This window comes from Sphaerisporangium fuscum (genome assembly GCF_018531465.1).
Taxonomy (GTDB): domain Bacteria; phylum Actinomycetota; class Actinomycetes; order Streptosporangiales; family Streptosporangiaceae; genus Sphaerisporangium; species Sphaerisporangium fuscum.
The window spans coordinates 97,598-111,769 of record NZ_JAHDTF010000008.1 but is presented as its reverse complement, the minus strand read 5'-3'; the positions used below and the strand labels follow the sequence as shown (position 1 = coordinate 111,769).

The window sequence follows — 14,172 nt, the reverse complement described above, 5'->3', positions numbered from 1 at the left end:
CGTCGTACGGCTCGCCGCCCCCCACCGGGCGGCGAGCCGTACGACGTTTCAGGAGGCCAGCGACTCGAGCACGTCCACGATCTCGGCGGGCACGGCCTGGCACTCGATCTCTTCCTTGAGCTTGAGCGCCGCGTCGCGGTGAGAGTCCTGCTCCAGCAGGGCCGAGACCTCGGCGCGGATGACGTCCTGGCCGGCGTCGGCGAGGTGGACCTGCCGTCCCGCGCCCTGCGCCTGCAGCATCCGGGCGTTCAGCGGCTCGTCGGCGATGGACGGCAGGATCAGCTGCGGCACCCCGCAGGCGGCCGAGGTGAGCATGGTGCCGGCGCCGCCCTGGTGCACCACGGCGGAGACCGTCGGCAGCAGCAGATGCAGCGGCATCGACTCCACGACCCTGACACTGCCGGGCAGGTCCCCGAGCAGCGCGCGCTGCTCGGCGAAGGCGGCGACGACGACCTCCACGTCGAGGCCGCTCACCGCCTCGGTCGCCACACGGACGGGGTCGAGGTTGCCGGCGTGCTTGGCGAACGTCACCCCGAACGTGACCAGGACGCGCGGCCGGGAGCGGGGTTCGCGCAGCCACGCCGGCACGGTGCCGCCGCCGTTGAAGGGCACGTAGCGCATGAAGCGCCTGGCGAGCGGGCCCTCGACCTGCAGGGACGGCGGGCAGGGGTCGACGGTGAGGTGGCCGTGGGGGCTTCCGAGCGCGAACCGCTCCCACAGCGGCGCGAGAATCGGCCGTTCGACGTCCTCGCGGACGTAGGTGTAGTCGGTGCCGCCCGACAGGGAGCGGACCGCCGGCACCCTCAGCACCTGGGCGACCTTCATCGCGGCGTACTGCCTCGGCTCGTACACCACCAGGTCGGGCCGCCAGCCGCGGGCGAAGGCCAGCAGGTCGTCGGCCATGGCCTCCGCTCCGGCCATGAACATCCGCACGGCCGTGGCGGAGCGGGCCCGTTCCCGTTCCTCGCGGCTCGCGTCGGGCGGAGGCTTCAGCCGGATCCCCTCGATGAGGGCGCCGAGGTCGAGCGCGGGCCCGGCCGGCACGAACGGGAGGCCGGTGCGCGTGACCATGTCACAGGCGTCGGGCTGGCCGGCGATCCGCACCTCGTGACCGGCCGCCCGCAGCGCCCAGGCGAGCGGCACCAGAGGGTAGTAGTGCGACCGGGTGGCCCAGGTCGCGAACAGCACTCTCATCGGCGTGCGCCTCCTTCGCGGGTCAGGCCGGCTTCCGCAACGCGATGGCCTGCGACAGCGCCGAGAAGTACCCCATGAGGTACTCGGGGATCAGGCTGACGACGCGGTCGTAGTCCCACTCGGGGAAGCCGAGCAGCTCGCGCGGGTCCCCGGCGGCGACCTCGAACCCGAGCCCGCTGACCAGCGCGTGGACGTCGATGTTGGAGCCCCAGACGTTCCTGTCGAGCACGCCGAACGGCTTGCAGTCGAGGAACAGGTCGATGGTGAGCAGGCACAGGCCGCCGGGCTTGAGCAGCGCGTGCATCGCGGTGAGCATGTCGCGCGCCTCCTGCTGGTCGACGTGCTCGATGACCGACAGGCAGAAGGCACGGTCGAACGTGCCCTTGGGCAGGTCCGCGTCCTGGATCGTGTCCGTCACCAGGCGGACGGAGGTCTTGAAGGCGTCGTTCAGCCGCTTGTGGTTCTGCTCCGTCAGCGGGACGCCGACGGAGGGGAAGCCGGTCCAGCCGCGCTTGTCGGCCCAGGTCTCGACCTCGCGCGCCTCGGGGTCGACGTTGACGACCTCGCAGCCCTCGGAGGCGAGCACGAACTGCAGGCCGCCGAGGCCGCCGCCGACGTCGACCACCTTCATGCCCGGCTCGATCCCGGCGGCGAAGTACGCCCAGGGGTACTCGAACAGCCGGGTGTGGTTGTTGCGCTGGTAGGCGAACGGGCCGAAGCGCGACGGGTCCGGGTCCTCGATGCGCTGGCTGATCGACAGGTCCGCGCAGTCGTGCCCGTACGGCACTCCCCAGCGCTTGTTCCACTCCAGCTGCTCCTGCGGCAGTTCTCGCCGACCGATCATGATTCGTCTCCTTGCCGACGTCTCCGTACTCGATGCCGACGCTTGCAGCCGCTGCTCGACCGGTGGTCGAGGGCCGATGGAGGAGCGCGCACGCGAGCCGTTCTGGACGGGATCTCAAGCCGGTACGGCGACCATGCGGGCCGATGACCGGCCACGGAGGGGAACATGCTGAGCAGACGTAACATCATGAAACTGGGGGTGCTCGGCGGCATGGCGGCGGCGATGCCCGTGCGGGCCGCGCTGTCGCCCTCGAAGCACACCTTCGACCTGCCGCACGGGGCGCACGCCCGATCGGCCGCGCTGGTCTCGGCCACCGGCCCCGCGCCCGTCGTCACGCCGTTCTCGCAGGCCCTGCGGGTCCCTCCGGTGCTCAGTCCGTACATGTCGACGCCGACGACGGACTACTACCGGATGGCGATCAAGCCGGGCCAGGTGGAGATCTTCCCCGGGTACGGCACGACCGTCCTGGGGTACAACGGGCAGTTCACCGGGCCGACCATCAAGGTGCGGTCGGGACGCAAGGTGGTGATCCAGCAGAGCAACGGCGCGGCCCAGCCGGTGGCCGTCCACCTGCACGGCGGGCACGTCTCGGCGGACAACGACGGCCATCCGATGGACATCTTCGACCCGGGCGCCTCCCGCACCTACACCTACGAGAACCGGCAGCCCGGCGCCACGCTGTGGTACCACGACCACGCCCATCATCTGGAGGCGGAGCACGTCTACCGGGGCCTGGCCGGCTTCTACATGATCAAGGACGATCTGGAGGACCAGCTGAAGCTGCCGAGCGGGGCGCACGACATCCCGCTGATGTTCCGCGACGCGCTGTTCGACGAGCAGGGACAGCTGGTCTACGTGATGGGCGGCTTCCGCGACCGCAAGACCGTGCTGGTGAACGGGCAGGTGCGGCCGTACCTCCGGGTCAAGAGGCGGAAGTACCGCTTCCGGCTGCTCAACGTGTGCCTGGACCGCGACCTGGCGTTCACGCTCGGGAACGGCGGCGAGATGGTGCAGATCGCCTCGGACGGCGGCCTGCTCCCGGCCCCGGTGCCGGCGACGAGGGTGCCGGTGTGGCCCGGGGAGCGGGTCGAGGTCATCGTCGACTTCACCCGTTACGCGGTGGGCAGCCAGGTGATGCTGGTGAACGACCGCGGCGCCGACGAGGGCACGCGCGACGTGCTGCGCTTCGACGTCGTGGCGGACGCCGACGACGACGAGAGCGAGATCCCCACCACGCTCCGCCCGCTGCCCGACCTCGGCGAGGCGACGGTCACCCGCGATCTGTCGTTCAAACTCGACCTCGCCACGGGGATGTTCCTGCTGGACGGCAAGACGTTCGACCCGGCGCGCGTGGACCAGCAGGTCAAGCTCGGTACGACGGAGATATGGCGGGTGCACAACCTCGACACCCGGCCGGCCGTCCCGCACAACATGCACCTGCACCTCGCGCACTTCCAGGTGCTGGAGCGCGACGGGCAGCCGGTGACCGGGCACGAGGCGGGGCTGAAGGACACCGTGACGGTGCCGTCGGCGTCCACCGTGGCCTTCAAGGTGAGGTTCGAGGAGTACACCGGCCGCTACGTGTACCACTGCCACCTGCTGGAGCACTCGTCCATGGCGATGATGGCCCAGATGGAGATCGCGCCCTGAACGGGACCTTGTGTCATGGGCGGCACTCCTGAAGGCCCATCTCGGTGAGCTCGTACGTGCGCCGCTGCCTGCCCTCGTGGGGCACCCAGGCGCTGCGCACGTACCCGAGCCGCTCCAGGCGGCGGAGCACGGGGTACAGCCCGCCGGCCGGGAGGTCGAGGTCGCCGCCGAGCCGGACGCGCAGCGCCTCCATGATCAGGTATCCGTACAGGGGCCCACGCTCCAGCACCGCGAGGACCTGACGGTCCATACGGTCAAGGAAGTAAGTCCCTGTCATGTAGACAGCCTACACGTAGAACACCTACTCTCGAACACCGAGTCCGAATCGTGAATAGAAGGGGTGAGGAAAGTGGCGCAGCCCTACAGAGGACACCCGCAGGAACCTCCGACGGCCGTCGCCACGGCGGCCAAGGCGATGCTCGGCCTCACCGCGCTGTTCGTGGTCGACCGCCTCCTGGCGTTCGGCCTCGGCGACCCGCCCTTCACCACATGGGAAGCGGTCACGTCGGTGGTGCTGGTCGCGCTGTTCCTGGCCCTGACCACGCTCGTCCGCCAGGGTAACAACAGCATGCGTGTGATCACGACCCTGCTGCTCGTGATCGGGGTCTTCCGCGCGCTCGACCCGATCACCGGCTCCCACGCGCTCGTCGTCCGGGCCGTGGGCCTGGTGGAGCTGGTGCTGGAGGTCGCCATCGTGGCCCTGCTGTGGGCCGGGCCGGCGGCCAACGCCTACTTCCTGCGGCCGGAGGGCGACCGCCGCTGAGCGGTTCCAGGCCTTCCGGCCGACCAGGCGCCTGCGCGTACCACGACAAAGGCGGGCGGTTCCACGGAACCGCCCGCCTTGTGGCCTCGGACGGGCGTCAGGGGTACAGAGCGGAGCGGCGCCGCCCCAGATCGGCGGTGCCGAGCCGGCGGGCCGTGGAGACCGCGATGCACCGGATGGCGGAGATGCCGACGTACCAGTTCGGCAGGACCCAGATGGCGAGCCCCACAAGAGTGAGCAACGACTTCGGGCTGGTCAGCGAGACATGCGAGAGGATGCCCGAGGCCAGGTTGGGCGTCGCCGCCAACAGGACGAAGGAGGCCAGGGCCTTCAGGCCGAGCACGACCAGGGTGACCATGCCGGTGATCCGGGCGAACCGCCACGGGGCGCTGACATACCGCACGCCGAGACCGAAGGTGAACAGGGCGAGCACGGCCACGACCACGAAGAGCATCTGGCTGTAGTCCCAGAAGCGGGTGAACACCAGATACAGCGCGCTGGGCTGCCGGTCGGACCACGCACCCGTGGACTGCCAGCTCTCGTCGGCCAGGAACATCTGGGCGGCCATCAGGACCACGAACCAGCGGGCCGTGCGGCGCGCCTGGGCGAGCGCCAGCTCACGCTGGTAGGCGGGCGCCACCTCGGCCACCGTGCCGAAGTCGGCCAGAGCCATCGACTCGGCCTCGTGCTGGTCGTAACCGACCTCGCGGAACGCCTCCACGGCGTCGTCGAGGCTGTCTCGAGTCTCCTGTAGGAGCTCGGCCTTCAGCCGGCGAGGGCCGCTCAGACTGCCCCGCATGTCGGCGAGGTAGGAGTCGATCGCGCTTTCGCTCATGCACCGCCTCCTCGGCTGCCCCACAAGCTACGGGCCCCTAACTTTACCCCCTACTCAAACTTTACTCGACCCCGGAGTGCTATAAGTAGAGTGTCTACATGTAGAGTTCTTACGAGAAATGACGTGATGACGATGAAGGGATGGGGTTCATGCCACACAGCCGACGAGATTTCCTGAGAATGTCAGCGGGGACGGGATTGCTGCTCGGGGCCGGAGGTTTGGTCGTCGCCGGATGTCAGCCGCCCAACCCCGAGGCGGGTGCTCAGTTACGCAGCTCCGCGAAGTCCCCCAAGCTCTTCGAGGTGCCCTTGCCGATACCACCGGTCTTGCGCCCTTCCCGGTCTGAAGGTGACACGGACTACTACGAGATCACCCAGAAGGTCGCCAAAGTAGAGATAATCCCTGGTCTGACCACCAGCATCTGGGGCTACAACGGCATCTTCCCAGGGCCGACCATCGACTCCCGCAGCGGCCGCCGCATCGTCGTCCGGCACCACAACGAACTGCCCGTCCCCACCACCACCCATCTCCACGGCGGCCACACTCCGGCCGACAGCGACGGCTACCCCCTCGACCTGGTCATGCCCGTCGGGGGCATGCGGCAGAGCCCGCACGGCCACAGCTCCCACCGCGACATGACCCCGACCCACGTGAGTCAGGGCGCCAAGGACTACGTCTACCCCCAAGACCAGCGGGCCGCGACGCTCTGGTACCACGACCACCGGATGGACTTCACCGGACCGGCGGTCTACCGGGGCCTGGCCGGCTTCCACCTCCTGCGCGACGACACCGAGGACTCCCTGCCGCTGCCCAAGGGCGAGTACGAGATCCCACTGATGATCGCCGACCGGTCCTTCACCGACAGTGGCGACTTCTTCTACCCGGCCGCCGACCCGTCCGGAGCCAGCCCCGGCGTGAAGGGCGACTACGACGTCGGCGTGCTCGGCGACGTCATCCTGGTCAACGGCGCGCCGTGGCCCGTCCTGGAGGTGGCCGCGGTCCGCTACCGGTTCCGCCTGCTGAACGCCTCCAACGCCCGGCGCTACCGGCTGAAGCTCGACAAAGGGGGCGACGCGCCGTTCGTCCAGATCGGCAGCGACGGCGGCCTGCTCAAGGCCCCGGTGCGCCGCAAGTCGATCACCATGGCCCCCGCCGAGAGGTACGACGTGGTCGTCGACTTCTCCCGCTACCGCCCCGGCACCGAGATCACGCTGCTGAACGAGCTGGGCGACGGGTCCATCGGGAAGGTCATGAAGTTCCGTGTGACCCGCAAGGCCTCCGACGACAGCACGGTGCCGGACCGCCTGTCGGAGTTCGAGACCCTCGACCCCTCCAAGGCCGTCAGGACCCGCGACTTCTCGTTCGAGCGGGGCGACGAGCACACCTGGACGATCAACGGCAAGACCTACGAGCCCGGCAAGATCTTCGCCCGGCCGCGCATCGGCGACGTCGAGATCTGGAACCTCGACATCGACGGCGCCGACCATCCGGTGCACCTCCACCTCGACCAGTTCCAGGTACTGGGCGACGACGAGCGCAAGGCCGATCCCGGGCTGAAGGACACCGTGGCGCTGACGGCCGGCCAGAAGACGCGGATCATCGTTAGGTTCACCGGCTACGAAGGCCGCTACATGCTCCACTGCCACAACCTAGAGCACGAGGACATGGGCATGATGGCGGACTACGAGGTCTCGAGCTAGGAGGCCCGAACCAATGGGATCGTTCCACGACCCCGTCCGCCTCGTATGGCTGGACGCGCCGGGCGCCTCCCTTGACATCCCCCTCGGGCTGGCCGCCATGCGGATGCGCAGTGTCATCGAAGAGTGGAAGGGCCCGACGGGCTTCTGTGCCATCGTGCCGCCGGAGCGGATCCCCCCGGCGGGGCGGCTCGGCCTGCTCGGTCCCATCATGGAAGGCGCCTACGAAGAGCTCGACCCCCACGAACCGGACCCCGCGGTCGACCTGCGGATCTGCGTCACCGGCGCCGACACCGTGCCCCCGCCGCTGACCTTCCGCAACATCCGCGGCCGCGAGGCGGTGGAGAGCGGCGTGCTCGAGCTCTTCGGCTGGGTGGCCAAACAGGACGCCGGAGAGGGTGTCCTGCTGCTGGTGCAGCGCTTCGTCCCGGCGCGTGTCACCGCGGTGGTGAGCGCGCCCGACCCTGGCAGCGTCAGGGTCACCGCGTGCTGGGGCCTCGGCGAGGACCTGCTGTCGGGCGGCACCAGCGCCGACACCTTCGTGCTGCGCCGCGCCGACCTGGCCCTCCAGGCCGTGGAACGTGCCGTGAAGCCCTGGCGGGACATCCCGGCCGACGTGGGGGTGACACGGGCGTCCACCCCGTTCCATCTGCGCAACGTCCTCTGCCTGAGCAGCGAACAGGTGCTCGACCTCGCCAGGCGCGGCCTGGCCGTCATGGAGCGGATGGGACGGGCGATCCCCGTCGAGTTCGCGCTGACCATGCTCGGGCCCAGGCTGAGCGGCACCGGCGGATACGCCTGATCGCGCCGCCCCTCCCTCGAGCGGTCTTCGAGCAGAGGTAAAGCCCCCCGGCACATGCTCCTGGCATGACCGGCAACACGACCAGCAGACGGCCTGCCCGACTGGGCGCGGCAGTCGCCGCCATGACCGTCGGTACCATCCTGATCGCCGGCGCCCCGAAGGCCGGCGCCACAGCGCGGCCGGGGGCGACCGAGGTCGTCTCCGGGAACACACCGTTCGCCACCTGCGCCGACACCCAGCGCGTCCCGAACACCGAGTTCGAGCCCTGGCTCGCCACCTCGCCGCACGACCCTCGGCGGGTGGCGGTCGCCTGGCAGCAGGACCGGTCGGCCACGGGCGCCGCCCGCGGCGGCATCGTGGTCGCCACCACGACCGACGGAGGGGCCGGCTGGCGGAGCTCCCCGCTCCCCAAGCTGACCAAGTGCTCGGGCGGTCCCTACTCCAGCACGAGCAACCCCGCCGTGAGCTACGGCCCCGGCGGGCGGCTGTTCGCCGTGGCGATGGCGATGACGTGGGGCGATTCGACCGCCATCCTGGCGTACCGGTCGGACGACGACGGCGCGACGTGGACGGGGCCCACGGCCCTGACGCAGGACCCGAGCCCGGCCTACTTCAACGACCGGCCCTCCATCACCGCCGACCCCCGCGACCCCTCACGCGCCTACGCGGTGTGGAACCGGGCGCGGGCCGCGGACAACCGGCACGAGCTGATGTTCAGCCGCACCACCGACGGGGGCAGGACGTGGGAGACGGCGCGGGCCGTCTACGCTCCGGCCGAGGCCGGCGCGGGAACCGTCGGCAACCAGATCGTGGTGCTGCCCGGCGGGGAGCTCGTCGAGGTCTTCCACGAGGGCGACTTCCCCGTGGCCGGCCCCTCGAACCCGGACCTGCCGTCACGGATACGGGTCCTGCGCTCCGGCGACGGAGGCACGACCTGGTCCGAACCCGTCACGATCACCACCACGGCGTTCAACGACCCGCTGCTCCCCGACGTCGCGCGTCCGGTCAGCGCCCGCGGCCTCGTGCCCGACATCGCCGTCGACCGGCGCACCGGCGCGCTGTACACGGTCTGGGGAGACGCCAGGCTCGCCACGAGCCGCAGCTCCATCGGGCTGGCGGCGTCGTACGACGGAGGACGCCGGTGGACCCCGCCCATCAGGGTGGACCGCTCCCCGGAGAGCCCGGCGGGCGGCAACGGCCAGGCGTTCCTCCCGCAGGTGGACGTCTCGGACAACGGCACCGTCGCCGTCACCTACCACGACTTCCGCAACAACACCCCCGAGCCGGGCGCGCCCACCGACGTGTGGATGCTGACCTGCCGCGGTCGCAGGTGCGGCGAGGCCCCCGCGGCATGGCGGGAGCGGCACCTGGCCGGGCCGTTCGACATCGAGCGGGCGGCCACCTGGTCCGGCGCCCCCTTCCTGGGCACCTCGGTCGGGCTCGGGCACACCAGGGCGGGCTTCTACGCCGCGCTCGTCCTGACCAACGACACCCCTGACAACCCACAGGACATCCACGTCGTACGGGCACCGTCGCCCTGACGGCCACATCACCGGGAGGAACACATGTTCGCTGAAATGATGGCGGGGGCCGGGGCACGCATCGTGCGGCGTTACCCGCCCGACGGCTCCACCTACTGGTCGCAGCGCTTCTGGGACCGGGAGAACCTCGAGAAGGTGCCGGTCTTCGGCGACCAGCTCCAGCTGGTCAAGAAGGACATCGCGGCGCTGATGAAGACACACGCCGGCGACGTGGGCACGGTGCTGGAGTTCGGCTGCGGCACCGGCGAGTTCACCGCCATGGCGGCCGAGCTCACCCCGGCCAAGGAGATCACCGCGGTCGACATCTCACCCCAGGCGATCGAGATCGCCGGGAAGCGGGTGGACCACCCCTCGCTCAAACTGGTCTGCGGCGACTTCTGGTCCGACCACGGCCTCGCGCAGGCCGACATGGTCATGTGCGTGGACGCCATCCACCACCTGGGCAACGTCCGCCAGGTGCTGCGGCGGTTGAAGTCCTACATGGCGCCCGGCGGGATCCTCGTCGGCAACCTGTGGACCATCGACCACTTCCACGAGGAGCAGCGGCACAAGCACGGCAGCTTCCGCCACCTGGTCAACTGCAGCCGCTTCCTGGCCGGCGCCCTGATGTTGCGCGCCACCAACGGCCGCGTGCGCCCCGCCTCCTACCGCAGCCACCTGCTCCGATCGCGTGAGGTCGAGCCGCTGCTGCTGCAGGAGTTCGGCGAGGTGCTCGAGGTCGTCCCGGCCCGCTACTTCGTGAGCTTCGTCTGCAAGGCCTGACGGCCGACGAACCAGGGGAGACAGGAGATCCGAGTTGCGCATCCTGGTCACCGGCGGAGCCGGATTCATCGGAAGACAGATCGTGGCGGCCTACCTCGCCCAGGGCCACGAGGTCCGGGTCATCGACGCCGCACTGGAGGACGCCCACGGCCCCGTCCGGCCGGAGGCGCCGGCCGGCGCGGAGACGATCTGGGCGGACCTTCGCGACGACGGGGCGGCCGAGCGGGCCGTCCAAGGCGTGGACCTGGTGTGCCACCAGGCCGCACTGCCCGGCCGAGGGCGGGAGATCTTCGACGCCGCCAAGTACGTCGGCTGCAACGACCTCGGCACCGCGGCGCTGCTCGCCGCGATGGCCAAGCACGGCCCGCGCCGCCTCATCCTCGCCAGCTCGGTGGTGGTGTACGGCGAGGGCCGCTACACCTGCGCCGAGCACGGCGAGGTCACACCCGCCCCGCGCCGGGAGGAGGACCTGCGCGAGGGGCGGTTCGACCCGCCCTGCCCCACCTGCGGCGCCCCGCTCGGCCCGGTGCCCGTGCTGGAGGACGCCGAGGCCGAGCCGCGCAACATCTACGCCGTCACCAAGCTGGCCCAGGAGTACCTGTGCCGGATCTGGGCGCACGAGGTGGGCGGCAGCTGCGCGGCCCTGCGGTACCACAGCGTGTACGGGCCGGGGATCTCCTACGGCAGCCCGTACTCCGGGACCGTCGCGGCGTTCCGCGCCGCGCTCGACCGGGGCGATCCGCCGGACGTGTACGAGGACGGGACGCAGCTCCGCGACTACGTGCACGTCGCCGACGTGGCGGCGGCGAACGTCGCCGCCGCGCGGTGGGAGGGGCAGGGGTTCCGCGCGTTCAACGTGGCGAGCGGCGACCCCCGTCCGCTGATCGACATGGCCCGCGTGCTGTCGGCCGCGGCGGGCGGCGGCGAGCCGGTCATCAGCGGCACCTTCCGTCTCGGCGACATCCGGCACATCGCCGCCTCCCCCGAGCGCCTGATGCGGGAGCTCGGCTGGCGGCCCAGGGTGGGGTTCGAGGCGGGTTTCAAGGAGTTCGCCACCGCGCGGCTGCGTGACGTGACGCCCCGGGCGCGGGGCGAGGCCGCGGCGGCCGGAGCCGGTGGGCCGGCATGACCAGCGCCATCCTCGCCGAGGACCTGGTGAAGACCTACGGGCGGGTCAGAGCGCTGGACGGTTTCGGCCTCGACGTGCCCGAGGGCAAGGTGCTCGCTCTTCTCGGCCCCAACGGGGCCGGGAAGAGCACGGCCGTACGGGTGCTGACCACGCTGCTTCGCCCCGACGCCGGCCGGGCGGAGATCATGGGGGTCGACGTCGTACGCGACCCCACCGCGGTCCGCCGCATGATCGGCGTCACCGGGCAGCAGACCTCGGTGGACGCCCAGCTGACCGGCCGGGAGAACCTGGAGATGTTCGGCAGGCTCTCCCGGCTGTCCCGGCGGGCGGCCAGGGCGAGGGCGGACGAGCTCATCGAGCGGTTCGCCCTCACCGAGTTCGCCTCCCGGCCGAGCCGCACCTACTCCGGGGGGCAGCGCCGGCGCCTCGACCTGGCCGCGTCCCTGATCGCCGGCCCGCCGGTGGTCTTCCTCGACGAGCCGACCACCGGCCTGGACCCGCGCAGCAGGTTCGGGCTGTGGGAGAGCGTCGCGGAGCTGGCCCGCGAGGGCCGCACGATCCTCCTCACCACGCAGTACCTGGAGGAGGCCGACAACCTCGCCGACACCGTCACGCTGGTGGACCACGGGCGCGTCGTCGCCCAGGGGACGCCCGACGAGCTCAAGGCGCTGGCGGGCAGCGGGGTGCTGGAGGTCGTCGTGCGGTCGGCCGACATGCTGGAGAAGACCGAGCGGATCGTCGAGGCCGTGGCCACCGGCCGTACCGAGGTCAGCGAGCGCCTGCTGCGCGTCACCGCCCCGGTGCCCGACCAGGCCGACCTGCTCGGCGAGGTGATGCACTCGCTGGGCGCGGCCGGGGTGCGGCTCGCCGGCTTCAGCCTCAGACGGCCCACCCTGGACGAGGTGTTCCTCACGCTCACCGGGGAGCCGGAGACGGGTGGTGTCCGATGACCGAGGGAGTCGCCGGCGTCGGGTGGGCGGTGACGGACGTGCTCGTCCTCACGCGCAGGCACCTGCTGCAGGTGCTGCGGGAGCCGCAGGCCCTGTTCTGGACGATGGTGCAGCCCATCACCAACGTCCTGCTCTTCGTGTACGTGATCGGCAACATCGTCCGGCTGCCCGACGGCGGGAACTACCGCGACTACCTGATGGCCGGGGTGTTCACCCAGACCGTCGTCTTCAGCGCCGCGTCCACCGCCATCGGCCTGGCCGAGGATCTGCAGCGGGGCGTCATCGACCGGTTCCGGGTGCTGCCGCTGGCCCGGTCGTCGGTGCTGCTCGGGCGCACGGTGTCCGACCTGGTGCGCAATTCCGCGCTGCTGGCCATCATGATGGCGGTCGCCCTGGCCGTCGGCTGGAGGGCACCGGGCGGGATCGGCGGCGCCGTCGCCGGCGCGGCGCTCATCGAGTTCTTCGCCTACGCGGTGGGCTGGCTGGGCGTGATGATCGGGCTGTCGGTGCCGAACGCCCAGACGGCGACGGCCGCCGGGCTGACGTGGGTGTTCCCGCTGATGTTCGTCTCCAGCTCCTACGTGCCGCTGCCCAGCCTCCCCGGGTGGCTGCGGCCGGTGGCGGAGTGGAACCCGTTGACGGCCGTGGTGAGCGGGTCCCGTGAGCTCTTCGGCACCTCGGCGGGCGCCGCCGCCTGGAACAGCGGGTCGATCCCGTTGGCCCACCCCACCGTCACCGCGGTGCTGTGGGCCATCGCGATCATCGCGGTGTCGGTACCAGTGGCCGGGAGGAAGTTCGCGCGGCTGAGCCGTTCGTGACCCTGCCGGCGATCTCGCGGCCGTGGGCGACGACGAATCGGATGATCTGGCACACCCGGATCACGTCCTCGTCGCTCACGGCCGTTCCCGTGGGAAGGCCCAGCACCCGCTCGGAGACGGCCTCGGTCCGGGGCAGCCGGGAGGACCCCCGGTAGGCGTCCATCATGTGGCAGCCGGGCGCGAAGTACGACCTGCAGCGGACGTTCTCGGTGGCCAGGACGGCGCGCAGCGTGTCCCGCCCCACGCCGGTCACCGTCTCGTCGATCTCCATGACGATGTACTGGCAGTTGTTGCCGCCCTCGTAGAGCAGCACGCGGACCCCGGGGAGGCCGGCCAGCTCGCTGTGGTAGCGCTCGTAGTTGAGGACGTTGCGGACCACGATCTCCGGCATGGCGTCCAGCGAGACCAGCCCCATCGCGGCGGACGCCTCCGACATCTTGGCGTTGGTGCCGAGGTAGGGGATCTGGTCCTCGCCGGTCTGACCGAAGGAGTGCATGGCGCGGGCCGTGGCGGCCAGCTCGTCGTCGTCGGTGACCAGCGCGCCGCCTTCGAAGGCGTTGACGAACTTGGTGGCGTGGAAGCTGAAGACCGCCGCGTCCCCGACCGTGGCGAGGGGCCTGCCGTTCCACCGGCTGCCGACCGCGTGCGCGGCGTCGTACAGCAGCGGCAGGCCGTGGCGGCGGGCGAGCCCGGGGAGCACGTCCGGCGAGCAGGGCTGACCCCACAGGTGCACGCCCAGGATGCCGGTCGTGGCGGGCGTGATCAGCGACTCGACGTGCGCGGGGTCCATCAGGTGCGTCTCGGGGTCGATGTCGCAGAACACCGGGGTCAGCCCGATCCACGACAGGGCGTGCGGCGTCGCCACGAACGTGAACGACGGCATGATCACCTCGCCGGTCATGCCCATCGCCCGCGCCGCGATCTGCAGGGCGAGGGTCGCGTTGCACATGGCGACACAGTGCCGGGTGCCGGCGAGGGCGGCGACCCGCTCCTCGAACTCCCGCACGAGCGGCCCCTGGTTGGTCAGCCACCGCCGGTCGAGCGCCTGCTCGAGGCGGTCGAACAGGTGCTTGCGGTCGCCGATGTTCGGCCGCCCGACGTACAGCGGCTCGGTGAAGGCGGGTGGTCCTCCGTAGATGGCCAGGTCACCAAGAGTGTGTTTCATGCCGCAAGGGTGGAAGCACGCC

14 protein-coding genes are annotated in these 14,172 nt (G+C 70.9%); 9 read left to right on the top strand and 5 right to left on the bottom strand.

All coding sequences use genetic code 11. The features are described 5' to 3' along the window. Positions 1-48: 48 nt before the first annotated feature. Together KIK05_RS11305 and KIK05_RS11300 are read right to left on the bottom strand one after the other, a co-directional pair. The gene (locus tag KIK05_RS11305; protein ID WP_214410592.1) at positions 49-1,194 is read right to left on the bottom strand and encodes a nucleotide disphospho-sugar-binding domain-containing protein; all 1,146 of its coding nucleotides are present in this window, start codon (positions 1,192-1,194) and stop codon (positions 49-51) included. A 22-nt stretch (positions 1,195-1,216) separates the two neighbouring features. Beyond that, positions 1,217-2,038 carry a class I SAM-dependent methyltransferase gene (locus KIK05_RS11300; protein WP_214410591.1) on the bottom strand — a complete coding sequence of 274 codons (822 nt, stop codon included), beginning with the start codon at positions 2,036-2,038 and terminating at the stop codon, positions 1,217-1,219. Between the two features lie 165 nt (positions 2,039-2,203). Between KIK05_RS11300 and KIK05_RS11295 the strand changes: the two genes are divergently transcribed. Further along, positions 2,204-3,688, top strand: a complete 1,485-nt coding sequence (locus tag KIK05_RS11295; RefSeq protein WP_214410590.1) for a multicopper oxidase family protein — start codon at positions 2,204-2,206, stop codon at positions 3,686-3,688. 13 nt (positions 3,689-3,701) lie between these two features. Here KIK05_RS11295 and KIK05_RS11290 read toward each other — a convergent pair whose 3' ends face one another. Beyond that, on the bottom strand, positions 3,702-3,938 hold the full coding sequence (locus tag KIK05_RS11290; protein WP_214410589.1) for a PadR family transcriptional regulator: 237 nt from the start codon (positions 3,936-3,938) through the stop codon (positions 3,702-3,704). 99 nt (positions 3,939-4,037) lie between these two features. Between KIK05_RS11290 and KIK05_RS11285 the strand changes: the two genes are divergently transcribed. Next, positions 4,038-4,451 carry a hypothetical protein gene (locus KIK05_RS11285; protein WP_214410588.1) on the top strand — a complete coding sequence of 138 codons (414 nt, stop codon included), beginning with the start codon at positions 4,038-4,040 and terminating at the stop codon, positions 4,449-4,451. A 97-nt stretch (positions 4,452-4,548) separates the two neighbouring features. Here the strand turns inward: KIK05_RS11285 and KIK05_RS11280 are convergent, their stop codons facing one another. Beyond that, positions 4,549-5,286 (bottom strand): permease prefix domain 1-containing protein, encoded by a 738-nt coding sequence (locus KIK05_RS11280; RefSeq protein WP_214410587.1) that lies wholly within the window; start codon positions 5,284-5,286, stop codon positions 4,549-4,551. 140 nt (positions 5,287-5,426) lie between these two features. Here KIK05_RS11280 and KIK05_RS11275 point away from each other — a divergent pair, with 140 nt between their 5' ends. The 7 genes from KIK05_RS11275 (at position 5,427) to KIK05_RS11245 (ending at position 12,985) form a co-directional block, all read left to right on the top strand. After that, positions 5,427-6,986, top strand: a complete 1,560-nt coding sequence (locus tag KIK05_RS11275; RefSeq protein WP_308249859.1) for a multicopper oxidase family protein — start codon at positions 5,427-5,429, stop codon at positions 6,984-6,986. Between the two features lie 13 nt (positions 6,987-6,999). Then, complete coding sequence (locus KIK05_RS11270) at positions 7,000-7,785, top strand: PEP/pyruvate-binding domain-containing protein (RefSeq protein WP_214410585.1); 786 nt, start codon at positions 7,000-7,002, stop codon at positions 7,783-7,785. 122 nt (positions 7,786-7,907) lie between these two features. Continuing rightward, positions 7,908-9,326 carry a sialidase family protein gene (locus tag KIK05_RS11265; protein ID WP_214410584.1) on the top strand — a complete coding sequence of 473 codons (1,419 nt, stop codon included), beginning with the start codon at positions 7,908-7,910 and terminating at the stop codon, positions 9,324-9,326. Between the two features lie 24 nt (positions 9,327-9,350). Next, positions 9,351-10,088 (top strand): class I SAM-dependent methyltransferase, encoded by a 738-nt coding sequence (locus KIK05_RS11260; protein ID WP_214410583.1) that lies wholly within the window; start codon positions 9,351-9,353, stop codon positions 10,086-10,088. A gap of 34 nt (positions 10,089-10,122) precedes the next feature. Beyond that, positions 10,123-11,217, top strand: coding sequence for an NAD-dependent epimerase/dehydratase family protein (locus KIK05_RS11255; protein ID WP_214410582.1), 1,095 nt, complete (start codon positions 10,123-10,125; stop codon positions 11,215-11,217). Further along, complete coding sequence (locus KIK05_RS11250; protein ID WP_214410581.1) at positions 11,214-12,167, top strand: ATP-binding cassette domain-containing protein; 954 nt, start codon at positions 11,214-11,216, stop codon at positions 12,165-12,167. Before KIK05_RS11255 ends, KIK05_RS11250 begins: the two co-directional genes overlap by 4 nt. Further along, positions 12,164-12,985, top strand: coding sequence for an ABC transporter permease (locus KIK05_RS11245; RefSeq protein ID WP_214410580.1), 822 nt, complete (start codon positions 12,164-12,166; stop codon positions 12,983-12,985). Before KIK05_RS11250 ends, KIK05_RS11245 begins: the two co-directional genes overlap by 4 nt. Here the strand turns inward: KIK05_RS11245 and KIK05_RS11240 are convergent. Beyond that, positions 12,927-14,150, bottom strand: a complete 1,224-nt coding sequence (locus KIK05_RS11240; protein ID WP_214410579.1) for a DegT/DnrJ/EryC1/StrS family aminotransferase — start codon at positions 14,148-14,150, stop codon at positions 12,927-12,929. The two genes, KIK05_RS11245 and KIK05_RS11240, sit on opposite strands and share 59 nt — an antisense overlap. Positions 14,151-14,172: the final 22 nt, after the last annotated feature.